This window comes from Acidovorax sp. NN32 (genome assembly GCF_057597245.1).
This window is the reverse complement of the sequence record NZ_CP199679.1, coordinates 1,856,031-1,878,078: the sequence shown is the minus strand read 5'-3', so window position 1 is coordinate 1,878,078 and position 22,048 is coordinate 1,856,031. Positions and strand designations below refer to the sequence as shown.

Annotated in this window: 24 protein-coding genes; 15 read left to right on the top strand and 9 right to left on the bottom strand. The window is 66.9% G+C overall.

The annotated features are described in order from the left end of the window. Positions 1–6: 6 nt before the first annotated feature. The gene (locus tag ACT89O_RS08625) at positions 7–717 is read right to left on the bottom strand and encodes a glutathione S-transferase family protein (protein ID WP_487262355.1); all 711 of its coding nucleotides are present in this window, start codon (positions 715–717) and stop codon (positions 7–9) included. Positions 718–899: 182 nt separating this feature from the next. On the opposite strand from ACT89O_RS08625, the gene ACT89O_RS08620 reads away from it, so the two are divergent. Both ACT89O_RS08620 and ACT89O_RS08615 read left to right on the top strand, forming a co-directional pair. After that, positions 900–1,790 carry a LysR family transcriptional regulator gene (locus ACT89O_RS08620; RefSeq protein ID WP_487262354.1) on the top strand — a complete coding sequence of 297 codons (891 nt, stop codon included), beginning with the start codon at positions 900–902 and terminating at the stop codon, positions 1,788–1,790. A gap of 77 nt (positions 1,791–1,867) precedes the next feature. Then, on the top strand, positions 1,868–2,428 hold the full coding sequence (locus tag ACT89O_RS08615; protein ID WP_487262353.1) for a dihydrofolate reductase family protein: 561 nt from the start codon (positions 1,868–1,870) through the stop codon (positions 2,426–2,428). An 80-nt stretch (positions 2,429–2,508) separates the two neighbouring features. On the opposite strand, the gene ACT89O_RS08610 is transcribed toward ACT89O_RS08615, so the two are convergent. Continuing rightward, on the bottom strand, positions 2,509–2,946 hold the full coding sequence (locus tag ACT89O_RS08610) for an Lrp/AsnC family transcriptional regulator (RefSeq protein ID WP_487262352.1): 438 nt from the start codon (positions 2,944–2,946) through the stop codon (positions 2,509–2,511). Between the two features lie 326 nt (positions 2,947–3,272). Here ACT89O_RS08610 and ACT89O_RS08605 point away from each other — a divergent pair, with 326 nt between their 5' ends. Further along, entirely contained in the window at positions 3,273–3,821 is a 549-nt protein-coding gene (locus ACT89O_RS08605) for an RBBP9/YdeN family alpha/beta hydrolase (RefSeq protein ID WP_487262351.1), read from the top strand. A 79-nt stretch (positions 3,822–3,900) separates the two neighbouring features. On the opposite strand, the gene ACT89O_RS08600 is transcribed toward ACT89O_RS08605, so the two are convergent. Beyond that, complete coding sequence (locus ACT89O_RS08600) at positions 3,901–4,527, bottom strand: DUF2242 domain-containing protein (protein ID WP_228894371.1); 627 nt, start codon at positions 4,525–4,527, stop codon at positions 3,901–3,903. Positions 4,528–4,899: 372 nt separating this feature from the next. Between ACT89O_RS08600 and ACT89O_RS08595 the strand changes: the two genes are divergently transcribed. Then, positions 4,900–5,337: a thermonuclease family protein gene (locus tag ACT89O_RS08595; protein ID WP_121419505.1), complete on the top strand. Its 438-nt coding sequence runs from the start codon at positions 4,900–4,902 to the stop codon at positions 5,335–5,337. Between the two features lie 18 nt (positions 5,338–5,355). Here the strand turns inward: ACT89O_RS08595 and ACT89O_RS08590 are convergent, their stop codons facing one another. After that, positions 5,356–7,059 carry a flagellinolysin gene (locus tag ACT89O_RS08590; protein ID WP_487262350.1) on the bottom strand — a complete coding sequence of 568 codons (1,704 nt, stop codon included), beginning with the start codon at positions 7,057–7,059 and terminating at the stop codon, positions 5,356–5,358. 275 nt (positions 7,060–7,334) lie between these two features. On the opposite strand from ACT89O_RS08590, the gene ACT89O_RS08585 reads away from it, so the two are divergent. From ACT89O_RS08585 to ACT89O_RS08575, 3 genes are all read left to right on the top strand, one after another. After that, positions 7,335–8,606 carry an MFS transporter gene (locus ACT89O_RS08585; protein WP_487262349.1) on the top strand — a complete coding sequence of 424 codons (1,272 nt, stop codon included), beginning with the start codon at positions 7,335–7,337 and terminating at the stop codon, positions 8,604–8,606. A 140-nt stretch (positions 8,607–8,746) separates the two neighbouring features. Continuing rightward, a complete protein-coding gene (locus ACT89O_RS08580) occupies positions 8,747–10,360 on the top strand; it encodes a DUF1800 domain-containing protein (RefSeq protein WP_487262348.1) in 1,614 nt (537 codons plus the stop codon). 10 nt (positions 10,361–10,370) lie between these two features. Beyond that, positions 10,371–11,588, top strand: coding sequence for a DUF1501 domain-containing protein (locus ACT89O_RS08575; protein ID WP_487262347.1), 1,218 nt, complete (start codon positions 10,371–10,373; stop codon positions 11,586–11,588). Positions 11,589–11,675: 87 nt separating this feature from the next. Here the strand turns inward: ACT89O_RS08575 and ACT89O_RS08570 are convergent, their stop codons facing one another. Then, the gene (locus ACT89O_RS08570) at positions 11,676–12,593 is read right to left on the bottom strand and encodes a DHH family phosphoesterase (RefSeq protein WP_487262346.1); all 918 of its coding nucleotides are present in this window, start codon (positions 12,591–12,593) and stop codon (positions 11,676–11,678) included. A gap of 129 nt (positions 12,594–12,722) precedes the next feature. Between ACT89O_RS08570 and ACT89O_RS08565 the strand changes: the two genes are divergently transcribed. Both ACT89O_RS08565 and ACT89O_RS08560 read left to right on the top strand, forming a co-directional pair. After that, the gene (locus tag ACT89O_RS08565; RefSeq protein WP_487262345.1) at positions 12,723–13,187 is read left to right on the top strand and encodes a tellurite resistance TerB family protein; all 465 of its coding nucleotides are present in this window, start codon (positions 12,723–12,725) and stop codon (positions 13,185–13,187) included. 86 nt (positions 13,188–13,273) lie between these two features. After that, positions 13,274–14,083, top strand: a complete 810-nt coding sequence (locus ACT89O_RS08560; RefSeq protein ID WP_487262344.1) for an alpha/beta fold hydrolase — start codon at positions 13,274–13,276, stop codon at positions 14,081–14,083. Between the two features lie 43 nt (positions 14,084–14,126). Here ACT89O_RS08560 and ACT89O_RS08555 read toward each other — a convergent pair whose 3' ends face one another. Then, a complete protein-coding gene (locus ACT89O_RS08555) occupies positions 14,127–14,462 on the bottom strand; it encodes an ankyrin repeat domain-containing protein (RefSeq protein WP_487262343.1) in 336 nt (111 codons plus the stop codon). A 156-nt stretch (positions 14,463–14,618) separates the two neighbouring features. Continuing rightward, entirely contained in the window at positions 14,619–15,212 is a 594-nt protein-coding gene (locus ACT89O_RS08550; RefSeq protein WP_487262342.1) for a DUF6151 family protein, read from the bottom strand. Positions 15,213–15,425: 213 nt separating this feature from the next. Between ACT89O_RS08550 and ACT89O_RS08545 the strand changes: the two genes are divergently transcribed. Further along, positions 15,426–16,220: a pseudouridine synthase gene (locus ACT89O_RS08545; RefSeq protein ID WP_487262341.1), complete on the top strand. Its 795-nt coding sequence runs from the start codon at positions 15,426–15,428 to the stop codon at positions 16,218–16,220. 68 nt (positions 16,221–16,288) lie between these two features. Beyond that, entirely contained in the window at positions 16,289–17,239 is a 951-nt protein-coding gene (locus ACT89O_RS08540) for an NAD(P)H-dependent flavin oxidoreductase (protein WP_487262340.1), read from the top strand. Between the two features lie 33 nt (positions 17,240–17,272). Here ACT89O_RS08540 and ACT89O_RS08535 read toward each other — a convergent pair whose 3' ends face one another. Then, positions 17,273–17,863 (bottom strand): NAD(P)H-dependent oxidoreductase, encoded by a 591-nt coding sequence (locus ACT89O_RS08535; RefSeq protein ID WP_487262339.1) that lies wholly within the window; start codon positions 17,861–17,863, stop codon positions 17,273–17,275. 472 nt (positions 17,864–18,335) lie between these two features. Here ACT89O_RS08535 and ACT89O_RS08530 point away from each other — a divergent pair, with 472 nt between their 5' ends. From ACT89O_RS08530 to ACT89O_RS08515, 4 genes are all read left to right on the top strand, one after another. Next, the gene (locus ACT89O_RS08530; protein ID WP_373692578.1) at positions 18,336–18,842 is read left to right on the top strand and encodes an MgtC/SapB family protein; all 507 of its coding nucleotides are present in this window, start codon (positions 18,336–18,338) and stop codon (positions 18,840–18,842) included. A 217-nt stretch (positions 18,843–19,059) separates the two neighbouring features. Next, the gene (locus ACT89O_RS08525; protein WP_487262338.1) at positions 19,060–20,022 is read left to right on the top strand and encodes a DMT family transporter; all 963 of its coding nucleotides are present in this window, start codon (positions 19,060–19,062) and stop codon (positions 20,020–20,022) included. Positions 20,023–20,249: 227 nt separating this feature from the next. After that, entirely contained in the window at positions 20,250–20,465 is a 216-nt protein-coding gene (locus ACT89O_RS08520; RefSeq protein WP_055398867.1) for a hypothetical protein, read from the top strand. Between the two features lie 85 nt (positions 20,466–20,550). After that, positions 20,551–21,090, top strand: coding sequence for a DUF924 family protein (locus ACT89O_RS08515; protein WP_487262337.1), 540 nt, complete (start codon positions 20,551–20,553; stop codon positions 21,088–21,090). Positions 21,091–21,109: 19 nt separating this feature from the next. Here the strand turns inward: ACT89O_RS08515 and ACT89O_RS08510 are convergent, their stop codons facing one another. Then, positions 21,110–22,045, bottom strand: coding sequence for a M14 family metallopeptidase (locus ACT89O_RS08510; RefSeq protein ID WP_487262336.1), 936 nt, complete (start codon positions 22,043–22,045; stop codon positions 21,110–21,112). Positions 22,046–22,048 lie beyond the last annotated feature (3 nt).

Genomic DNA, 22,048 nt, shown 5'->3' with positions numbered 1-22,048 from the left:
AAGGGCCTAGGCGGCCACCGCATGCATGCGCCGCGACAGGGCTGACCCACGCGCGCGCAAAAAGGCCCGCAAGCCCTCGGCATAGTCGGCCCCCACGGCCTGCTGCACCGAAGGGCGCGCAGCCAGTGCAGCCCGCCACAGCTGCACCAGCGGCAAGCCTTGCCAGAGCGCCAGGTCATCCATGCCCGGCAAGGTGTCGATGACGTCGAAGTACCGGAACACCGGGCCAAACACCGCGTCCACCATGCCAAAGTGCGGCCCCGCAAAGTACGGCCCCGGCACGCTGCGCTGGCCCAGGGCCTCTTCGATCTGCACAAAACGGCTGCGCAGGTCCTGCGCGCGGGCCTGCAGCGTGGCCTCATCCGGCGCGGCGTAGAAGCCGCCGATAGTGTTCAGCACGGCAGAGCCAAACTCCATCCATGCCCGGTGGCGTGCGCGTTGCAGCGGATCTGACGGGTGCAACACGGGCATGGCCACCTCCTCCAGGTATTCGCAGATCACGGCCGACTCGAACAGGCTTTGGCCCTGCACCTGCAAGACCGGGGTCTTGCCCAGCGGCGAGATGGCCAGAAACCAGTCGGGCTTGCGGGCCAGGTCGATGGTGCGGCGCTCAAACGCCAGCCCTTTTTCGTGCAGAACGATGGCCACGCGCTGCACATAGGGGCACAGCGCGTGCGAGACCAGGGTGAGTGCGGATGCGGCTGTTCGCGAGCTCATGCGGCCCATCCTTGAGCGTGTGGGGCACAGAGGGTGTTCAACAGGCAGGCAATGCAGGTGCAGGTGTGTTTCATAGGCGGGCTTTCTATGGCAAGGGGGTAGACATCGCCCGCGGTGTATCTACCGACGTATGGCGACCAGCAGAATTTATGATTGCAATGACGCAAGCAAAATAAGCAAATATGAAAACATCAATTGCATCCACGCAATACCAATTGGGCGCCGCAGAGCTGGAAGTGCTACTGGCCATGGTGCGCACCGGCACCTTGGCAGCAGCCGGTGAACGACTTGGCGTGGATGCGTCCACGGTGTTCCGTGCCATCCAGCGCATCGAGCGCGGGCTGGGCCAGTCGCTGTTCGAGCGCTCGCGCGCGGGCTACCGCGCCTCAGAGCTGGCCCAGGCCCTGGCCGAGCAGGCCGAGCGCGTGGAAGCCGCCCTGGAGGCCGCCCGCACGGCCACGCAGGCACAGCCCGAGCAGGTGTCGGGCACGGTGCGCATCTCCACCACCGACACCCTCCTGCACGGCCTCATCGCCCCCGCCCTGCAGGTGCTGCAGCCCCGGCACCCGGCCCTGGTATACGAACTGCATGCGGGCAATGAACTGGTGAGCCTGACGCGCCGAGACACCGACATCGCCGTGCGCGCCACCAAGCGTCCGCCACAACACCTGGTGGGTCGGCAACTGGGCATGATCCGATCCGCGCTGTACGCAGGCACCGCCAGCCCGCTGGTCCTGTCCGACGTGGAGGCGGGCCGCGCAGCCTGGATTGCGCCCGACGACGCGCTGCCCGACCACCCCTCGGTGCGCTGGCGCAAAAAGCAATACCCCAAGTCGCAGCCCACCTACCGCGTCAACAGCCTGCTCACCGTGATGGAGCTGGTGGCCCTGGGCATGGGCGTGGGGGTGCTGCCCCTCTTTCTGGCCCAGGGCCGCAGCGACCTGCGCCCACTCACCGGGTCGCTGGCCGACTGTGAAACCGAGCTGTGGCTGCTGACGCACCCCGAGTCGCGGCACCTGCGGCGCATTGCCGCGGTGTACGGGCATCTCGCGGAGACGGTGCAGTTGCCCTGACGCACTCGGGCCTTCCCGTCTCCCTCCCAGCTTGCTGCCAGCACGTTGTCAGCAGCCGGTCTTCACAGTGAGCGCCCATGACCATCACACAGTTCTACGGCGCTTCCAGCCTCGACGGCTTCATTGCCACGGCAGACCATGACCTTGGCTGGCTCTTGCAGTTCGGCGAGATCGAGGGCTCCAGCTACCCCGCTTTCATCCGCGACGTGGGTGCGCTGGCCATGGGCTCGCACACCTACGAATGGATGCTGAAACACGCCATCGACGCAGGCCAGCCATGGCCCTACGTGCAGCCCACATGGGTGTTCAGCACGCGCACTCTGCGCGCCATCCCGGGCGCCGATGTGCGCTTTGTGCATGGCGATGTGCGGCCCGTGCACCAGTCCATGGTGCGGGCCGCAGCGGGGCGCAATGTGTGGATCGTGGGCGGGGGCGAGCTGGTGGGGCAGTTTTATGATGCGGGCCTGCTGGACGAGTTGATCGTGCAGATCGCACAGGTCACACTGGGTGCGGGCAAGCCGCTGTTGCCACGCCGGATCACACAACCGGCGCTGCGCCTGCAGTCGGTGACAACGCTGGGCGGCCTCTTTGCAGAGCTGCGGTACAAGGTGCCGCCAGCCTCGCAACGCAACCCATAGCCACTCTCTTGAAGCTATTGTTTTTATAGCTATTTGCGCTTATCCATCAAGCGTCAGCGGCTCTTTGGACGCAAAAATTCTTAACCCAGTGGCACCGCCTTGTTCACCGGGTGCGACAGTACCAGTGATGTGGAGACGCTGCCAAACGCGGCCAGCGCATCCACCACACGCTCCAGGTCGGCGGGCTGGCCGAAGGCGCAGCGCACCACGAAGCAGTCTTCGCCGGTCACGCGCACCACACCCAGCACTTCGGGCAGGGACTGGAACAGCAATACATAGCGCTGGATGTGCTCATGCGTGGTGCGCACCCGCACCACCGCCTGCAGGCCCAGGCCCACGGCGTCCAGGTTGATGCGGGCCGCGTAGCCTGCAATCACGCCCGCGTCTTCGAGCTTTTTCACACGCTCGCTCATCGCAGGCTGCGACAGGCCGATCTGCTTGCCCAGCGCCGACAGGCTTTGCCGCGCGTCGTGCTGCAGGGCCATGAGGATCTGCCGGTCTTTTTTGTCCAGTTCCACGGGGTGCTTTCTTAGAGCCTGTTCAAAGTCTTTTTGGAGTCGCACAAGTGCCTTGCCCGAAGGGTTGGAGTGAAATCGGGCCGACGAACTTGGAAGTGTTTGGCGCCTCGGCTGCTTGCATGGGCATGAGCCCATGCAGCGCATCCGAAGCATCACTCATACCGATTGCACTCCAATGCGATCTCCAAAAAAACTTTGAACAGGCTCTTAACGATGACTTCAAGGTTTGGGCGGGCGATTTCCGATGAGCCCCCCTGGCCGGAACAGCGGCGGTTTCCTATTGTTGGCGGGCAGTGATGGATCTGCTTTGAGAACATGGACATTGAATGACGACGCGACCTGTTTTGCTGATTCCGGGCATCTACAACTCGGGCCCGACACATTGGCAGTCATTGTGGCAAACCCGGCACGCGGGCGCGGCGCGGGTGGAGCAGGCCGACTGGGACCACCCCGATTGCGACACCTGGGTGCGCACGCTCGATGACGCCATTGCTGCATCGCCCCAGCCCCCCATCCTGGTGGCACACAGCCTGGGCTGCCTGGTCGCGGTGCACTGGGCCGCGCGCCACCACCGGCCCGTGCAAGCGCTGCTGCTGGTGGCGGTGCCAGACCCCGGGGGGCCGAATTTTCCGGCCGACGCCAAAGGCTTTGCCCCACTGCCTGCCGTGCTGCCCGCCCAGCCCGACCTGCCGAGACGGGTGCTGATGAGCAGCACCAGCGACCCGTATTCCACCCCCGGCTTTTCGGCGCAGTGCGCCAGCGCCTGGAACGCCGAGCACGTGGTGCTGGGTGCGCGGGGCCACCTCAATGCCGACAGTGGCCTGGGTGACTGGCCGCAGGGATGGGAGCTGGTGGCGCGCTGGCGCGGAGAGTGAGAACCGCTGCGGGGATTGCCACGCCCCTCTGAGAGCGCAGGCCCAGAGCGCTCAGGCCCCAGTGCCTGGAACCTCCGCGTCAGCCACCGATGGCTTGCGCCTGGTCCATCACGAGGTAGCGCTTGACCAGATCGAAGAAGCTCTCGTAGAAAGCGTCCTTCGAGATGGTCTCGCTGCCCACCTTGACCAGCGATTCGCTGCTGGCAGAAAACGGCAGCGACACGGACCCGATGGCACCCACGCCCACGCTGGCCGAGTTGTTGGTCTTGCGCAGGGCATAGGTGTCCTGCAGCGCCGTCACAAAGCCCAGGCTCACCTTGCCGTCATTGGCCTCGGGCACACACACCACGCGCACCACCATCTGCAGGTGCGACTCGGCTTCGGGCTGGAAGCTCTTTTTGCCCTCCACCAGCTCCGGCTGGTGGGTGGAGATGATGTAGCCCTGGCTCAGCAGCGCGCGGCGCGATGCCTCGCAGGTCTGGGCGGGCGTGGCGTCAAACAGGCGCGAGTAGGTGGCCACCGAACCAAAACTCTCCTGCACCCCAAACGTCTTGGGCGTGGTGCCCACACAGCCTGCCAGCAATGCGGCCAGAGCCAAGCTACCTGCAGCGGCGCCAGAACGAACAGTAAAGCGGGTCGGGAAAAGGCACAAACGCAAGGGCGGGCACTCCTTCGGGGTCATCAACATCATCAAGAAAGTCGTCATTGCGGGGGGCATTTCCGGTTGCCATAGCGGCGCAGAACGGCTGCCATGGCGTTCTGACAGTCTGCACCACACCCGGTTCCCGTCGATTCTAGAAAGCCCTATGCCCAGCCTGGCACAACGCCCTTGCCCGTGGAGGGGCTGAAAGCGTGGTAACCACAGCCCAAAGCCCTGCACACATGCCCTGCGCACCATTTCGGGCATTGCACGCGTCAAGGTATCAATTTGCAGCAGCCCGTAGAGACAACACGCCAGATGCTACACTATTGATAGCTGTTAGCGCTTATCCATAAAGCGCAAAGTGGCAATTTGGCACAACATTCTGTCACCTGCCTTCTTGCTCGCCTTCCACCATTTCTCTCTCCCTCTGCTGCCGTGCCCCTTGCCTCCCTGCTCTGCCTGGTCGTCGCCATCAGCGACGGCGACACCCTGACCGTGCGCTGCGGCGCGCCCGGTGCCTACCAGCAGGTGAAGGTGCGTATCGCCGCCATCGACGCGCCCGAGTCACGCCAGGCCTTTGGCCAGAAGTCACGGCAGCACCTGGCGCAGCTGTGCTTCAGGCAACGCGCCGCGCTGCAGCCGGTGGACGAAGACAGCTATGGCCGCACGGTGGCCCATGTGCGCTGCGGCAGCGCCGATGTGGCCACCGCCCAGGTGCGTGCCGGCCTGGCCTGGGTGTACACGCCCTATGCCGAATCCCGCCCGCAGCTGGTGGCGCTGCAGCGCCAGGCGCGCAGCAGCGGCACAGGGTTGTGGTCACAGAAGCGGCCGCTGGCGCCGTGGACCTACCGGCACCGGCACAGCCAGCGCTGACCCTCTTGTCACACTGCCTCAGGTGCGCAGCAGTGCCAGCACGCCCTGGGGCATCTGGTTGGCCTGCACCACCATGGCGTTGCCCGCCTGCTGCAGGATCTGCTGGCGGGCCAGGCTGGCGGTCTCTACCGCGAAATCCGTGTCGACAATGCGCGAGCGGCTGGCCGACAGGTTTTCGCTGCCGATCTGCAGGTTGGCAATGGCCGACTCCAGCCGCGAGGACTGGGCGCCGATGACGGCGCGCTGGCTGTTCACGTAGTCGAGCGCGCGGTCTACCGACACGATGGCCTGTGCGGCCGAGGTGGTCACGTCCAGCGTGTTGCGCAGGCCCATGGCCCCCAGGCCAATCGCGCCCACGCGGGTTTCCAGGGTCTGGTTGGCATTGGCGCCCACCTGGAACACCTTGGTGCTGATGGCGCCGCTGGTCGAGGCAATGTTTTCGTAGGTCTCGGTGAAGCCCTGCAGCGCGTCCTTGCCCGAGCGGCTGCCCTGGTTGGGCAGCGCCGCCTTGGCGTCGCGCACCATGCCGCCGTCCACGTCGGCGCCGCCAATGGCGCCGGTGTCGGCATTGTTCAGGTCAAAACCGCCGATGAAAGCCGCGCCGTTGAGCCCATACTGCGTGAGCACATCCCCCGCGTTGGTGAAGGCCCCGGCCGAGGCTGCGCCAATGGCCGCGTCCAGCGTGGAACCGGGGTTGTTGCTCATGTAGGTGAGCACATCCTTGATGCCGGTGCCGCCCGCCGTCTTGATGCGGTCGTGCATGTAGCGCACGGCCGAGTAGCTGGACGAGTAGAACTCGCTGGTATTGCTGGGCCCGCCAATGGCCGCCACCACGGCCGCCACGCCCAGGTTGGCCACGTCGTTGCGCACGCGCTCTTCGGCGCCGTGGATGAACTCGGCCGCGCCTTCGGCAAACCACAGGTGGCTGCCGGTGATGTTCTGCCAGTTGGTGGAGCGGGCCATCACCGCGTGCACCATTTCGTGGGCAATCACACGGTCGTTGTAGAACGGCGCAGCGCCGCCATTGGGCGGGTTGGGTGGCACGAAGTCGGCCATGTCCACCTGCAGCACCAGGTTGTTGCCCCGCCCCTGCCCGTCAAACCCGGTGACCTGCACATAGGCGGCCACACCGCCCGCGTTGTCGGTAAAGCCGGTGTAGCGGATGTCGATGGCCGCGCCATCGCCCTGCAGGCCAAAGTAGCTGCGGATGAGGTTTTCGCTGCTCTCCAGCCAGCTGCCCGCGCTGGTCAGGCCGTCAAACACGGACAGCAGATTCTCGTCGCCCACCACGCTGGCGTCGGAGCGGTCGAACACGTCCATGCCGTTGAACTGCGTGGTGCGCCCGGTGCGGTCGATCTCTTGCGCCAGCCGCGTCACCTCGGCCTGGATGGCCTGGCGGTCGGACGCGCTGTTGGTGTCGTTGGCGGCCTGCACAGCCAGTTCGCGGATGCGCTGCAGGCTGGCCGTGACGCTCTGCAGCGCGCCCTCGGCCGTCTGCATGAGCGACAGGCCATCGTTGGCATTGCGTACCGCCTGGTTCAGCCCCCGGATCTGGGAAGTGAACCGCTCGGAGATCGCCAGGCCCGCCGCGTCGTCCTTGGCGCTGTTGATGCGCAGGCCCGAGGACAGGCGCTGCACGGTCGTGGCCATGTCACTTTGTGCACCGCCAAGCCGGCGCTGCGCATTCAGCGACATCATGTTGGTGTTGATCGTCAACGCCATGGCACGCCCCGGGGACTCCTGGTCAAAGCAGATGAATAGACAAACGGTACGAACCGGTCGAAGCGGCACGCCCAGCCCCACGCAGCAGCAGCGCCGAGGCCGCAAACCCGCTTCTTCCTCTCTGCCTTATCGGCGGGCCAGGGCAAAACCTGAAGACCCATTTCTGCGGGTCTTTCCCCAAGCCCGAGCGTGCAGGCCGCACAGCCGCTAGCATCCTGGGGTCTTTCCCATCTGGCCCCCAGCATGCGCTGCCCCGGCCGACCCGCTCCGTTTTCATGACAGTCCCCCATTCCCCCCCTGCAGCACCCGATGCGGAGACCTCCAGCGTCTACGGCCACTCCGGCTTCATTTCCTTTCTGATCGCCCGCGTGGTGGCCGTGGTCGCCACCCAGGTGCAGGCCGTGGTGGTGGCCTGGCAGGTGTATGACCTCACCCGCGAGCCGCTGGCACTGGCCTATGTGGGTCTGGCGCAGTTTCTGCCCATGCTGGCCCTGCTGCTGCCAGCAGGCGATTTGATCGACCGCTTTGACCGCAGGCGCATCCTGGCGCTGGCCTGGTCGGTGGGCGGCGTGTGCAGTGCCCTGCTGTGGTGGCTGGCGGGCCATGGGGCCAGCGGCGTGGCGGGCATTTATGCGGTGCTGATGCTGTATGGCTGCGCACGCGCTTTTTCGGGGCCAGCCATGCAAAGCCTGCTGCCGCAGATCGTGCCGCGCGGGCAGCTCGCGCAGGCCATTGCCGCCAACAGCATGCTGATGCGCGTGGCCAGCATCGGAGGGCCGATGCTGGGCGGGCTGCTGTATGCGCTGGGCGGGGGCGAGTTGACCTATGCCGTGTGCTGCGCGTGTTTTGTGCTGGGCGTGGCGCTGCTGCTGCGTGTGGTGGTGGCCCATGCCACTGCGCCCGGCCCCGCGCAGGGAACGATGTTCGAGCGCTTTGGCGCAGGCATCACCTTCATCCGCACCCGGCCCATCATCCTGGGCACCATTTCGCTGGACCTGTTCGCCGTGCTGCTGGGCGGCGTGGTGGCCCTGCTGCCTATCTATGCGCAGGAGGTGCTGCATGTAGGCCCGGCGGGCCTGGGCGCGCTGCGCAGCGCCATGGCCGTGGGCGAGGTGGGTGCGGGGTTGTACCTGAGCATGCGGCCCTTCAACCGCCATGTGGGCCGCACCATGTTCATCGCCGTGGCGGTGTTTGGCGTGGCCAACCTGGTGTTTGCGCTCTCGCACTGGTTCTGGCTGTCGTTTGCGGCGCTGATGGTGGCTGGCGCGGCCGACATGGTAAGCGTGTACATCCGCGGCGCGCTGGTGCAGTTCTCCACCCCCGACACCATGCGCGGGCGGGTGAACGCGGTCAACATGCTGTTCATCGGCTCGTCCAACGAGCTGGGCGAGTTCCGCGCGGGCACCAGCGCCGCGTGGCTGGGCGTGGTGCCCGCCGCCGTGGTGGGCGGGCTGTGCACGCTGGGCGTGGTGGGCGGCTGGATGCTGGCCTTCAAGACACTGCGCACGGTGGACCGTTTCGAGGAAGCTGCGCAGGCCAGCAGCTGAGCGGTTCAGCGACGGTGCGACAGCCCGTGTAAACAAGCTCCGGGGCGTTTGTGTCGCGCAGGTAAAACCCGCGCGGCAGGCTTGCACGGCGCATTGAGGCGGAGCACCATGCGCCCACTGCCTGTCCCCAAGCGCACCCCATGAACGCTCCTTCCGCCCCGCCCCAAGGTCCTCTTCAACGCCGCACCGTGCTCGCAGGCCTGCTGGGCATGGCTGCCACCGCCCCGCTGGGCCTGGCCCGCGCCACCACCCCGGCGGGCGCCGCTGCCTGGAACACCGCCGACGAGCCCACCCTTGCCCGCCTGCTGGACCGCGTGACCTGGGGCAACACCCCCCAAGGCGCACAGGCGCTGCCACCGCAAGGGGTTGCGGCCTATCTGGCCGCGCAGCTGCGCCCGCCGCCCGCCACGCTGCCGCGCGCGGCCCAGGCGCAGATCGACGCCATGGCCATCACCCGCACGCCCCTGCCCGAGCTGGCCGCGCGCATGGAGGCCCAGCACCAGGCCGCCAAGGCCCAGCCCACCGAGGATGGCCGCAAGGCCGCGCTCAAGGCCTGGCAGCAGGACATGCGCGCGCTACAGCAGGAGGCGGCCGAGCGTTTTGTGCTGCGCGCGCTGTATTCGCCCACCCAGCTGCGCGAGAAGATGACCTGGTTCTGGATGAACCACTTCAGCGTGTTTGCGGGCAAAGGCAACCTGCGTGTGCTGGTGGGCGACTATGAGGAACGCGCCATCCGCCCCCATGCCCTGGGCCGCTTTCGCGACCTGCTGGGTACCACGGTGCGCCACCCGGCCATGCTGCACTACCTGGACAACGCCCGCAACGCAGCGGGCCGCATCAACGAAAACTACGCGCGCGAGCTGATGGAGCTGCACACGCTGGGCGTGGACGGCGGCTACAGCCAGCAGGACGTGCAGGAGCTGGCACGCGTGCTGACCGGTGTGGGCATTGCGCGCCAGCCAGACAGCGACGAGCCCCCGCGCATGAAGCCCGCGCTGCGCCGCCACTACGTGCGCGACGGCCTGTTCGAGTTCAACCCCCAGCGGCATGACTGGGAGCCCAAGACCCTGCTGGGCCAGCCCCTGCGCGCCGAAGGCCTGGGCGAGGTGGACGAAGCGCTGGACCGTCTGGCCCGCGCACCGGCCACGGCGCGTTTCATCACCCGCAAGATCGCGCTCTTCCTGGTGGGCGACAAGCCACCGCCCGCACTGCTGCAGACGCTGGCCCGCACGTTCGAGCGCACCGATGGCGATATCGCCGCCGTGCTGGAGGCACTGTTCAGCGCTCCGGAATTTCGGGCATCGCTGGGCCAGCGCTTTCGCGACCCGGTGCACTATGTGCTGGCCAGCCTGCGCCTGGCCCATGGCGACGCCGTGCTGCCTGGCGCCGAGCCCGCACTGGGCTGGCTGCAGCGCCTGGCCGAGCCCCTGTATGGCCGCGCCACGCCCGACGGCTACCCGCTGGATACGGCGGCATGGGCAGGCTCAGGGCAAATGTCCACGCGCTTCGAGATCGCCCGCGCCATCGGGGCCGGTGTGGCCACCGCCCCCATGCCCACCCCGCGCGAGAAGGAGATGAGGATGGCCGAACAGTCGGCATCGCAGCGCACGCCCCCACCGCTGGCGCAGAGTGCCTATGTGCGCGCCCTGCAGCCCGCCTGGTCGGCCGCCACGCGCAATGCGCTGGCGCAGGCAACATCACCGCGTGAGTGGAACCTGTTGTTCCTTGCATCACCGGAATTCATGCACGGCTGAGGAAACCACCATGCGACGCAGACACCTTCTTCAAGCTCTGGGCGCCAGCGCCCTCGGCGTGCACAGCGCCAGCGCGATGGCCACCCCCGGCGCGCAGGACGTGCGTTTTCTGCTTGTGTTCTTGCGCGGTGGTTATGACTGCGCCAGCCTGCTGGTGCCCACGGCCAGCAGCTACTACTACGAGACGCGCCCGAACATCGCCATCGCCCGACCCGGGCAGGACGGCGGCGCGCTGCCGCTCACGCCCGACTGGGGCCTGCACCCCGCGCTGGCCGAATCGATGCTGCCGCTGTACCAGCAGCGCCAGCTGGCCTTTGTGCCCTTTGCGGGCACCGACGACCTCTCGCGCAGCCACTTCGACACGCAAGACAGCATGGAGCTGGGCCAGCCCGTGGGCGGGCGGCGCGACTACCGCTCGGGTTTTTTGAACCGGCTGGTGGCCGAGCTGAACCCGCGCACCGGCAACACCCCAGCCACGGCCACGCGGCAGCCCATGGCCTTCACCAGCACCTTGCCCCTGGTGCTGCGCGGCGCAGTGGATGTGCCCAACACGCTGCTGAGCGCGGCGGCGGGCCGCAGCGGCGTGGATGCGCGGCAGGCGCAGCTCATCGAATCCATGTACCGGGGCACGCCACTGGCCACACCCGTGGTCGAAGGTTTTGCCACGCGCGAAGAAGTCGCCCGCACCATGCAGGGCGAGATGGAAGCCGCCAGCCGCAATGCGCTGAGCACCAAGGGTTTTGAAGGCACGGCCCGGCGTATGGCGCGGCTGATGCAGACGCGCTACCAGATCGGCTTTGTGGACGTGGGCGGCTGGGACACCCATGTGGGCCAAGGTGCAGCCACGGGCGCGCTGGCCAACCGGTTTGAAGAGCTGGGCCGGGGCCTGGCAGGCTTTGCCGACGAGATGGGCCCGGCATGGAAGAGCACCGTGGTCGTGGTGGTCAGCGAGTTTGGCCGCACCTTCCGCGAAAACGGCAACCGGGGCACCGACCACGGCCACGGCACCGTGTTCTGGGTGCTGGGCGGTGGTGTGGGCGGCGGGCGCATTGTGGGCGAGCAGCAGGCACTGACGGCCACCACCTTGCTCCAGAACCGCGACTACCCCGTGCTCAACGACTACCGCGTCGTGCTGGGCGGGCTGTTTGCGCGCATGTACGGACTGAACGCAGCCGCCGTGGCGCGGGTGTTTCCAGGGACCAAGGGGGCGGACTTGCGGCTGGTGTAGCTTGCGCCGATTGCTATAAATTTAATAGCTATCAGCGCTTATCCATCGCGCGCAAAGGCCGATTTTTATTCAGAACCGCCCCCTGCTTCAGGCGTTGAAGGTGCCAGAGAGCAGCTCGGGCAGGCGCTCCACCTTCATCTTGAAGCCGCAGGCCTGCGCATGCCCGCCGCCGCCCATGCTTTCGGCCAGCGCGATGCAGTCAAAGTTGCGCTGCGCACGCAGCCCCACCTTCACACCTTTTTCGCCAGCGCTCCACATCAGTGCAAAGGTGCCGGTCTTGGCCGAGAGGATGTCGCCCACCAGGCTGTGGAACATGCCGGGCGCATTCACCATCAGCCCGGTGATGCCGTTGAACACCAGCGGCTGCGCGCCTTCGGCAATGTCGGCGCAGAGCTTCTTGTACTTCTGGTCCATGGCCTCACCGCGCACCATGAACTGTTGGAGCTGCTCGGGCGTGAAGGCCGCGATCTCGCGCCAGCGCGCAAAGCCCTGTTCTTCCATGTCGAGGGCCGACAAGAACGCGGCGCTCTCGGCAAACTCCCACTTCCAGATGTCGCGGTCTTCCACGTACTTGAGCAGCTCAGGGATAGGCTCGTGCGGGTGAAAGAACTCCCACGCCAGGCGCGCGCCCGACTTGCTCATGTCGAAGTGCACAACACCGCAGCGGCAGGCAAAGCCAGTGAGTTTTTCGGCGGCGCTCTTGTGGTGGTCCAGCATCACCAGCTTGGCGGCCCGCTCGTCGATGGCAGCCATCACCTCGGCGGCAAAGGAAAAGTCGAGGATGTAAACCGCACGGCCTTGCAGGGGCGGCAGGTCGTCCGCAGACTTGACATCGCCGTGGTCGAGCCCCACGTATTCAGCACTGTCGCCGTAGTACAGCCATGCGGCCAGCGCCGCGCCAAAACCGTCGGGGCAATTGCGCCCGTGGTACAGGATCAGCGGCTTGGGATCGTTCTTGTCGGGGGCAACCAGCAGTTGCAGGGGGAGTATGGTTTTCTTCGTCATGGCCCCCGATTGTCGCCGGGGCGGTGCACCACGCGAGCGCAAAGTGCGCAGCCCGCCCGCGCGCGCTGCGGGAACCAACCCATCCACCGCGCCTCCACCCCATTTGCCCCGCATACCGAAAAGCACCCGATGTTCCGAACCCTCAAAGACCTGTTTGATAGCTTCACGCAGCCCTCTACCACCCAGTCGCCCGCCGCGCGCGCCCACGCCGTGCAACTGGCAGCCGCCGTGCTGCTGGTGGAGGTGGTGCGGTTTGATGCCGCCATGGACGACGCCGAGCGCTCCACCATGGTGACCGCCCTGCGCAGCAAATTTGCGCTGAGCGATGATGAGCTGGAGCGCCTGCTGGAGCTGGCCGTAACCACATCGAAGACTGCCTACGACTACCAGCGATTTACCAGCAGCCTCAACGATCACTTCACGCAGGACCAGAAGATCCAGCTCGTGGAGGCCATGTGGCAGGTGGCGTATGCCGATGCGCGCCTGGACGAGAACGAGATGCACACCATCAGCAAGGTGGCAGGGCTGCTGCATGTGACGCATGGGGAGTACATAGCTGCCAAGATGCGGGCGAAGGAAGCCGCGCTGCTGTGACCCTGTGCAGCAAGCCGCTTGACACTTCGCCTTGACACCCCGAGTCGGCGGTCGGTATCTTCCCCCGCATGACAACAAGGAAAACGATGCAGGTGCAAGTCAGCGGTGCGTTGCTGGCTGCAGAGCAGGAGGCTCACCCCTGTGCTGCGGGTGTGCCGGTCCTTTTCCTGCACGCCAACGTCGCAGACCGACGCATGTGGCGGGCGTCCAGCAGCTGGCTGGCCTCGTTCCGCCCTGCCATCAGCTATGACCGCCGAGGGTTTGGCGAATCGCGCACTCTCGCACCCACGCCGCATTCTCACGTGGCCGACCTGTGGTCGGTAATGGATGCTCTTGGATATGAGCAGGCAGTTCTCGTCGGCTGCTCCATGGGTGGTCGTATTGCCATCGATGCAGCCATGGCTCAGCCTGCGCGCGTGGGTGGCTTGGTGCTGGTGTCGCCCGGTGTCGGCGGCGCACCGATGCCGGAGCCCGTCGCCACGGTGAAAGCGCTCATGGACACCATCCATGCAACCGCATCGCGTGGCGACCTGGATGCCAAAAACGAACTGCAGGCCCAGCTGTGGCTGGACGGCCCCCTGAGCCCGCCGGGCCGGGTCGGAGGCGAGGCACGCTCCCTTTTTCTGTCGATGAACGGGACCGCACTGCGAGCACCTCACCCGGGCGTGGCCGTCGAAGAGCCGTCGGCATGGGGGCGGCTGGAGTCCATCCAAACCCCCACGGCCGTGCTGTGGGGAGATCTCGACCTGCCGCATTTGCAAGACCGATGCAGGCTGCTCGCGCAGCGCATCCCTGCCGCGCAAGGCACCGTGCTACCGGGTGTGGCGCATTTGCCTTCACTGGAAGCCCCGCAGCAGTTCAATGCGGCCCTCGCGCGCTGCCTGGCCGGCCTCTGAGAACCTGTGGGCAACAGGGTGGTCCATCACCCCGCCGCATCGCCTACACCGGCAACCAGCGCCACCAGAACGGTTTGCGCTCTTCCTTGGCACCCCGTGCCTGCAGCAAGGCGATGAACTCGGTGCGCCGGTACCTGCGTGCGGCCTCCAGCGGGGTCATGTCGTCAAAGTCGGAGCGCAACCCGGGGTCGGCGCCGTGGGCCAACAGATAGTGCGCGATCTCGCTGTGCCCATGGATCAGGCTAGCCACCAGGGGCGTGCACAGAATCTCGGGGTGCTGGTAGTTGGGGTTGACGCCCGCGCTGATGTGGTGGCGCACCAGTGCCAGGTCGCCCTCCACTGCGGCGGCGTACATGTCTTTCCAGTCTCCAGCGGACATGGGGTCTCCTTGTATTGTTTTTCGGTTTTGCGAGGAGCGCAGCGCGGGCCGATGCACATGCCTCCAGACCAGGGGCTCCATGGCAAACCGTCGGCATTCTGGCACGCCCTGGCGCGTGGGTAGTAGCGCAAAGAACTACGGCACCCGGCCCAGCTGCTACACCGCTGCCACGGCCTTTTCGCGTTCGGCGGCGGACAGCACACGCACCGCCACCACAGGCGCGCCAGTGGCCGTGAAGAATGGTGTACAGCGGTAGCTACCGGTGAATCGCGCCGCCGCAATGCGGGGCATGAAGCCCAGCAGCGCCTTCAGCTGGCTCCAGCGCATGCGGGGCGGCGTGCCCTTGGCGCTGGCGGTCTCCAGGTGCATCTGCACCGGCCCAAACGCGGGCGCAAGCGGCTCGCCGCCCGCGCGCAGGCACAGGTGGACCAGCCCCACATAGGGCATGCGCCAGTCGCGCCCCGTATTGGCCAAGGGGGTATTGCAGCAGCGCGCATACCAGCGCAGCAATCCCGCCTCGGACAGCGACAGGCAGGCCAGCTGTTCGGCGCCGCGGGTGAAAGACACGTTGCGGGCATGCGTGCCCACCACCTCGGTGCCGGCCAGAGGGTTCAGCACCGCGTCGGGCTGCCCCAGATGGTGGGCATAGGCCTGGCAGTCTCGGCAATAACAGACGGCGTGGATGGCGGAGCGCGTGTCGGCCACCTCGCCGACGACCTTGGCACACTGGCATTGAAAGCGGTGGATCATGAAGCCCCCTCTGATGGACCGGGAGCTTATCGCCCCTGCTGCCAGAATTTGTCAGCAGTGTGCAGGCCAGGCCACGCGGGCGCCCTACCCACCGCCGTATAGTAGAAACGATGCCGCCGCATGAGCCCTGCGCCAGCCCCGGCATCGGCCGTGCTGTCGTGCGGTTGGGCCCCTGTCCACGGCCTCCCGCCCCTTTTTTCTCTACCTTCTTCCATGCCCCCTCTGCACATCCTTTGGCGCGACGAGCACCTGGTGGCCGTCTACAAGCCTGCGGGCTGGCTGGTGCACCGCACGGGGCTGGACGCGGGCGAGACGCGGTTTGTGATGCAGACCCTGCGCGACCAGCTGGGCCAGCATGTGTTCCCGGTGCACCGGCTCGACAAGGGCACCTGCGGCGTGCTGGTGATGGCGCTGCACAGCGACGCGGCGCGGGCACTTTCACAGGCCTTCGAGCACGGCGCCACGCACAAGCGCTACCTGGCCCTGGTGCGCGGCTGGGCGCCCGAGGCCATCGAGGTGGACCACGCCTTGAAGCCCGACGATGCCCCGGCCGATGCGGCCGTCCAGGACGCCCACACCCGCTTTCGGCGCCTGGCGCAGCTCACGCTCGACGAGGCCAGCGATGTGCGTTTTGCCACCACCCGCGCCTCGCTGGTCGAGGCGATCCCCACCACCGGGCGGCGCCACCAGATACGCCGCCACCTCAAGCACCTGGCCCACCCCATCATCGGCGACGCGACACACGGCAAAGGCCCCCTCAACCGCTGGTGGGCCGAGCGGCTGGGGCAGCAGAGGCTGTGGCTGCATGCGTGGCAGCTGACGGTGCCACACCCCGTGTCGGGCGCTGTGATGACGTTTGACAGCGGGCTGCCATGGCCGGGGCCTGCGGGCTGGGGCCCCGGGCACGACACGGCAGAGATTGCCAACGCCAGCCCCGTCTCCGATTGGCAGCGGCTGTTTGCACGCTTGCCGTGGGAAGAGACGCAAGGCACGCCCGCTGCACCGTAACCCGGGCGACACGACGACAGCGCACCCGTCGAAATAATGGGCACTCCAAAAATCAGGAGACTCCGCCCATGACCGCACCCGCCACCAACCGCGTCCTCGCCCACACGGGCGTGCGCTACCCCATCATCCAGGCGCCCATGGGCTGGATCGCGCGCACGCAGCTGGCATCGGCAGTGTCCCGCGCGGGCGGGCTGGGCATCATCGAGACATCGTCGGGCGAGACGGCCAACTGCCAGGCCGAGATCACCAAGATGAGCGCACTGGGCCTGCCCTTCGGCGTGAACCTGCCCATCCGTTTTCTGAAAGACGACGCCATGCTGCGCTTTGTGTGCGCGTCGGGCGTGAAGTTTGTGACCACCTCGGCGGGCAGCCCGGCCAAGTTCATCGCGCCGCTCAAGGATGCGGGCATCACCGTGTACCACGCGGTGCCCACGGTGGACGCGGCGCTCAAATGCGTGGACGCAGGCATCGACGGCCTGGTGGTCGAGGGCGGCGAAGGCGGCGGTTTCAAGAACCCCGAAGAAGTCTCCACCCTGGTGCTGCTGCAAGCCATCCGCGCGCGGGTGGATGTGCCGCTGGTGGCCGCCGGGGGCATCTGCGACGGGCGCGGCATGGCGGCGGCCTTTGCACTGGGGGCCGAGGCGGTGCAGATGGGCACACGGTTTGTGAGCTGCGCCGAAAGCCCCGTGCACGCCAACTACAAGAACGCCATCATCGATGCGGGCGTGACCGGCACCTGGATGCTCAACACCAAGGCCAGCCCTTGCATCCGCGCGCTCAAGTCGCAGCGCACCCAGGCCATCCATGAGGCAGGCCTCATGCCCGCCGACAGCTTTGCGGGCATCCAGCGCGTGTACTTTGACGGCGAGATGGAGGCCGCACCGGCCCTCGCGGGGCAGACCGCCGGGCTCATCGATTCCGTCAAGACCGCGCAGCAGATCATTGATGACACCGTGGCAGAGTTTTTTGCCATCAGCCAACGCATGGGCGCCATGGCTGCAGCGCGGTTATTTGGCTGATCGCCATCACAGCGCAGAGGTAGGGCCAGGGCTCTACGCCGCCTTCGCGCCCAGCGCACGCATGCGCGCCTTCCACTTGGCAATCCCATCGTCGCCCAGTTGCTCCACGCTGCCCACCAGCGTCTCATGCACCGGCGCAATGCCCACAAAGCCCAGGATATTGCGCTCCAGCAACTTCACGCTGTGCGCGCGGAAGTACCAGCGGTAGACCAGCGCTGGCATGCCCATGGTGACTACCACCCGCGCACTGCGCCCTGTGAGCCCCTTGCGGCCAAAGGGGTTGCTGCCTTCGGTATTGAAGGCAAACCCGGGTCGTGCCACCTGCTCCAGAAAACCCTTAAGCAGGGCTGGCATGTCGCCCAGCCACAGCGGAAAAAACAGCACGATGTGCTGCGCCCAGCCGATGTCCGCCTGAGCAGGCTTGAGCGATGCGGGCAGCAGGCCCAGCTCCCACTCGTGCTGGCTGCGCAGCAGCGCAAAGTCGATGGCAGCCACCTCGATCTCGCGCACCTCGTGGCCCGCCGCGATGGCCCCTTGCGCATAGGCCTGCGCCAGCGCGTGGCACAGGTGGGGCGCACTCGCGTCCGGGTGGCCCTGTATCAGAAGAATGCGTTGGGGCGTCATGGCAAAAACTCCTCGCGGCGCCAGGCCCGCCGGTGATGGAGGCCGCTGCAGGCACCAAGGCAAATCGTGACACGCGCAACCCCGAGGTGCAAGCGCCGAGCAGATGGCGCCACCCGCAGGGACGGGTTGGGAAGGCACGGGAGGAACGTGGCCATGGGCGGCAACCGCCAGACGCTTCACTTTTGATAGCTACCAGCGCTTTACCATCAAGCGCCAGGTGCCAATTTCTATCAAAACCTGGCGCCCACACCCCGCCAAGCGGTCGTTGGCGTGCGTCGGCAGTGTCCTACCCCCGCGCTCGCCCGCCACCGGTAGACGCTGCCGCGTAGGAGCAGCACAGTCGCAGGGCAGCACTGTTGCTGCGCCCCCTCCTCCGCTGGACTCCCCGCCATGCCACCACACGCGTACCGCTCTCAGAGCACACCGCCCTCCCTCGTCACAACGCCGGTCACCGGGTGCAAGGACCATGGCCATGGCTGACCTCTGGCAGGAGATCGCCAGCACGGTGGCCTCGGAATTCTCGGACGTGCCCGATGCGACACAGGCCACGCGCATCGTGGTGCGCCTGGCCATGGCAGCGCTGCTGGGCGGGCTGCTGGGTTGGGAACGCGAACACGCGGGCAAAGCCGCCGGCGTGCGCACGCACATGCTGGTGGCCATGGGCGCGGCCCTGTTCGTGCTGGTCGCGCAGCAGGCCGGCATTGAAGCGGCAGACAACAGCCGCGTGCTGCAGGGCATCATCGCGGGCGTGGGGTTTCTGGGCGCAGGCACCATCCTCAAGGGCGATGCCGAAAGCCAGGTCAAGGGCCTGACCACAGCCGCTGGCATCTGGCTCACGGCCGCCATCGGCGTGGCCGCCGGGCTGGGCCGCGAAGCCACTGCGGTGCTGAGCACGGTGCTGGCGCTAGTGGTGCTGTGGGCCATTCCGATGCTGCACGACAAGGTGAGCCGCAACGCAGCCAACCACAAGGCGGACTGAGCCGAGCCGAGGCAGCGCGCTGGCGCGGGCTGCGCTACACTTTTTGGCCCACCGACCCCCTGACTGCGGCGCAGGCCCACGCGCCGCAGTCAGCCACATCTCGTTACCCCATGCACAGTCTTCCAGCGCAGCACCGCTGCCTTGGCGGCACAGCTCCTGCGCCATTTGCCACCCTGCCACCCACCACAGCCTGCAGCCTTCCTGCGGCGGTACAACCATGACGCGGACGAGCGACACCGAGGCTCAGCCTGCGGCATCTGCAGCCGCGACCACAACTGCGACTGCGACGGCCACCACAGCGCAGGCGGCAGCCTCGGGCAACCTGTGCGGCATCGTCGCCATGGTCGCGGCGGTGGGGTGTTTTTCGCTGATGGACGCCCTGCTCAAGACCCTGTCGGCCAGCTACCCCGCCATGCAGGTGGCGGCGCTGCGCGGCTGGGCTGCGTTGCCGCTGGTGGCGCTGTATGTGCTGTGGCGCGGCGAGGTGCGGGGCTTGCTCAAGGTGCGCTGGCCGCTGCACCTGCTGCGTGGCGTGCTCAACGTGACCATGCTGGGCCTGTTCACCTACGCACTCAAGGAGTTGGGCCTGGCCGAGGCCTACACGCTGTTTTTCATCGCCCCGTTGCTGATCACGGCGCTGTCCACCGTGGTGCTGGGCGAGAAGGTGCGCGCCGCTCACTGGGTGGCGATCGTGCTGGGCATGGTGGGCGTGGTGGTGGCCCTGCGGCCCAGCCAGGACGCCTTTTTCACGCTGGGCGCGCTGGCGGTGCTGGGCGCAGCGTGTGGATACGCCGTTTCGGCCATCACGGGGCGCGTGCTCAGCCGCACGGACTCCAGCGCCAGCCTGGTCTTCTGGACCACCGCCTTGCTGGCGCTGGGCGCGGGCACGCTGGCCTGGCCGGGCTGGGTGGGCGTGGACGCTGCACACTGGCCGCTGGTGGCGGGCCTGGCGGTCACGGGGTTTCTGGGGCAGCTGGCCATCACCGAGGCGTTCCGGCATGGGCAGGCGTCGGTGGTGGCACCGTTTGAATACACGGCCCTGGCCTGGGGCATGGGGCTCGACTGGGTGCTGTGGCAGGCCGTGCCGGGGGTTTCCACATTGCTGGGCGGCGCGATCATCATCGGCAGCGGGTTGTATCTGGTGCGGCAGGAGCGGACGCAGGCGGTGGTGCCTCCGTGAGCAGGAGTGCCCCCTGAGTCGCTGCGCGCCTTCCCCCCAGGGGGACGACGCCCTCGCTGCGGGGCGGCCCTTGCTTGGCGTCCCCCGCCTGGGCCGCGCCAGTTTCAAGGGCTACGGGTGGCGGCCACGGCCCGCGCGGTGGCACGGCATGGTCTTACACCCCGGTACGCGTGCGCGCAGTGCAATGGAAGCTCCATCACATCGGCACCACCAAAAAGGAATTCACCATGACCCAGCACGCCACCATTGCAGGCCACGTTACCTACACCCCGGGTGACGGAGCCCCGTTGACCATTCCGAAAGGCCCCGTGGAGCTGGAGCCTTCCAAAGACAGCACCACCTTGAGCTGGACCGCAGACAACGATGCCGTGGGCTCCGCCGCGATCCCGAAGGACCAGTTCAACCAATACGTGCGCGAGGGAAAAATCCGCATCCAGAACTGAGCGGTTCGCATCGAATACTATGAAATTGATAGCATCCAGCGCTTTATGATCAAGCGCCAGAGCCTTATTTCATGCGATATTCACGATGCAAGCCGAAGACATCCTTCATTTCTGGTTCGAAGAACTCACCCCCGCCCAGCACTTCGCACAAGAGGACGCCATCGACGCGATGATCCGTGTCCGCTTCGGTGCCACCTGGCAGGCAGCGCGGCAGTGCGAGTTGTGGAACTGGCGCGGCACGCCCCAAGGCCGCCTGGCAGAGATCCTGGTGCTGGACCAGTTCTCGCGCAACATCCACCGCGGCTCGCCACTTGCGTTTGCGCAAGACGCCCAGGCGCTGGTCCTGGCGCAGGAGCTGGTGGCCGGGCAGCACGACAAGGCACTGGCCCCCACCGAACGCGCCTTTGCCTACATGCCCTACATGCACAGCGAATCCGCCGCCATCCACGCCCAGGCGATGGTGCTCTTTGACCAGCCGGGGCTGGAAAACAACCTGAAGTTCGAGGTGGCGCACCGCGACATCATTGCGCGCTTCGGGCGCTACCCGCACCGTAACGCCGTGCTGGGGCGCTCGTCCACGGCGCAGGAGCTGGCCTTCCTCGCGCAGCCCGGCTCGTCCTTCTGAGCTTGCCGGTCCTTGCCGGTCAGATCGGCCGGGTCAGGTACACCGCCTCGCGGCCCACGATGGGCTCGCGCGTGGGCATCATCACCGTGCAGTCGTCGCACAGCGCGCGGATCTCGTGCGGACCATCGGTGGCGATGAGTTCGCCCTGGGCAAACACCTCAAAGCCTTGCACAGGCCGTGTGAAGCGGAAGTCCGGCGTGCGCACCATGCAGGTCTCCAGCAGTTCATAGCGGCGCTGCGGGCCTGGCGCTGGGCGGTTGGCAGCGGCTTCGACCAGCCCGAAATGCGCCAGAAAATCCAACGCCACGGCCGTGGCCATGTCCGCCGCCGACTGGCGGAAATGCTGGCCACACTCCACCACCAAAGCCACCCCATCGCTCTCAGCCAGCCCATGGCGGCCGTGCTGGATGAGCGGCGTGCCCGAGCCCAGCCCGCTGGGCATCACCAGGTGCACCGGCGGACTGCCAATGGCCAGCGCCACCTGCGCATTGCGCGGATAGGCGGGGTACACCCAGAAAGGCTGCACATCCTGGCTGGTGGAGTGGATGTCCAGGATGTGATCGGCCGCAGCCACCACCGGGCGCAACGCACGGGCGCGGTCCAGCTCGGGGCTTGCGGCCGTGCCGTCCAGTTCACCGGCGGACCAGATGCGGTTGAGGTTGTGCACCAGCTGGCGGCTTTCAAACGGACGGGTCGGGTCAAACGATGCATACGCCGCCACGTTGGCAAAGCTGATGGTCAGCGTGCCAATCCGCGGGCGCACGCCCGTGTCCAGCAGGTGCGTGGCCGCCACCATGCCGCAGATCTCGTTGCCATGCGTGAGCGCATTGATGAGCACGTGGGGGCCTGGCTGGCCCGATTCAAAACGGTGCACGTAGTCGATGCCCACATTGCCCTGGCGGTAGGCAGACAAGTCGCGGGGAAGGACTTCGAAAACGGGAGAGTTTTGCGTCATGGC

What these genes read in the sequence shown, in the direction of transcription:
- ACT89O_RS08600 (WP_228894371.1), bottom strand. Translation starts at nt 4,527, where the DNA reads ATGACGACTTTCTTGATGATGTTGATGACCCCGAAGGAGTGCCCGCCC.
- ACT89O_RS08560 (WP_487262344.1), top strand. Translation starts at nt 13,274, where the DNA reads ATGCAGGTGCAAGTCAGCGGTGCGTTGCTGGCTGCAGAGCAGGAGGCT.
- ACT89O_RS08575 (WP_487262347.1), top strand. Translation starts at nt 10,371, where the DNA reads ATGCGACGCAGACACCTTCTTCAAGCTCTGGGCGCCAGCGCCCTCGGC.
- ACT89O_RS08590 (WP_487262350.1), bottom strand. Translation starts at nt 7,059, where the DNA reads ATGGCGTTGACGATCAACACCAACATGATGTCGCTGAATGCGCAGCGC.
- ACT89O_RS08605 (WP_487262351.1), top strand. Translation starts at nt 3,273, where the DNA reads ATGACGACGCGACCTGTTTTGCTGATTCCGGGCATCTACAACTCGGGC.
- ACT89O_RS08565 (WP_487262345.1), top strand. Translation starts at nt 12,723, where the DNA reads ATGTTCCGAACCCTCAAAGACCTGTTTGATAGCTTCACGCAGCCCTCT.
- ACT89O_RS08530 (WP_373692578.1), top strand. Translation starts at nt 18,336, where the DNA reads ATGGCTGACCTCTGGCAGGAGATCGCCAGCACGGTGGCCTCGGAATTC.
- ACT89O_RS08515 (WP_487262337.1), top strand. Translation starts at nt 20,551, where the DNA reads ATGCAAGCCGAAGACATCCTTCATTTCTGGTTCGAAGAACTCACCCCC.
- ACT89O_RS08550 (WP_487262342.1), bottom strand. Translation starts at nt 15,212, where the DNA reads ATGATCCACCGCTTTCAATGCCAGTGTGCCAAGGTCGTCGGCGAGGTG.
- ACT89O_RS08545 (WP_487262341.1), top strand. Translation starts at nt 15,426, where the DNA reads ATGCCCCCTCTGCACATCCTTTGGCGCGACGAGCACCTGGTGGCCGTC.
- ACT89O_RS08620 (WP_487262354.1), top strand. Translation starts at nt 900, where the DNA reads ATGAAAACATCAATTGCATCCACGCAATACCAATTGGGCGCCGCAGAG.
- ACT89O_RS08525 (WP_487262338.1), top strand. Translation starts at nt 19,060, where the DNA reads ATGACGCGGACGAGCGACACCGAGGCTCAGCCTGCGGCATCTGCAGCC.
- ACT89O_RS08580 (WP_487262348.1), top strand. Translation starts at nt 8,747, where the DNA reads ATGAACGCTCCTTCCGCCCCGCCCCAAGGTCCTCTTCAACGCCGCACC.
- ACT89O_RS08585 (WP_487262349.1), top strand. Translation starts at nt 7,335, where the DNA reads ATGACAGTCCCCCATTCCCCCCCTGCAGCACCCGATGCGGAGACCTCC.
- ACT89O_RS08570 (WP_487262346.1), bottom strand. Translation starts at nt 12,593, where the DNA reads ATGACGAAGAAAACCATACTCCCCCTGCAACTGCTGGTTGCCCCCGAC.
- ACT89O_RS08535 (WP_487262339.1), bottom strand. Translation starts at nt 17,863, where the DNA reads ATGACGCCCCAACGCATTCTTCTGATACAGGGCCACCCGGACGCGAGT.
- ACT89O_RS08615 (WP_487262353.1), top strand. Translation starts at nt 1,868, where the DNA reads ATGACCATCACACAGTTCTACGGCGCTTCCAGCCTCGACGGCTTCATT.
- ACT89O_RS08540 (WP_487262340.1), top strand. Translation starts at nt 16,289, where the DNA reads ATGACCGCACCCGCCACCAACCGCGTCCTCGCCCACACGGGCGTGCGC.
- ACT89O_RS08555 (WP_487262343.1), bottom strand. Translation starts at nt 14,462, where the DNA reads ATGTCCGCTGGAGACTGGAAAGACATGTACGCCGCCGCAGTGGAGGGC.
- ACT89O_RS08520 (WP_055398867.1), top strand. Translation starts at nt 20,250, where the DNA reads ATGACCCAGCACGCCACCATTGCAGGCCACGTTACCTACACCCCGGGT.
- ACT89O_RS08625 (WP_487262355.1), bottom strand. Translation starts at nt 717, where the DNA reads ATGAGCTCGCGAACAGCCGCATCCGCACTCACCCTGGTCTCGCACGCG.
- ACT89O_RS08510 (WP_487262336.1), bottom strand. Translation starts at nt 22,045, where the DNA reads ATGACGCAAAACTCTCCCGTTTTCGAAGTCCTTCCCCGCGACTTGTCT.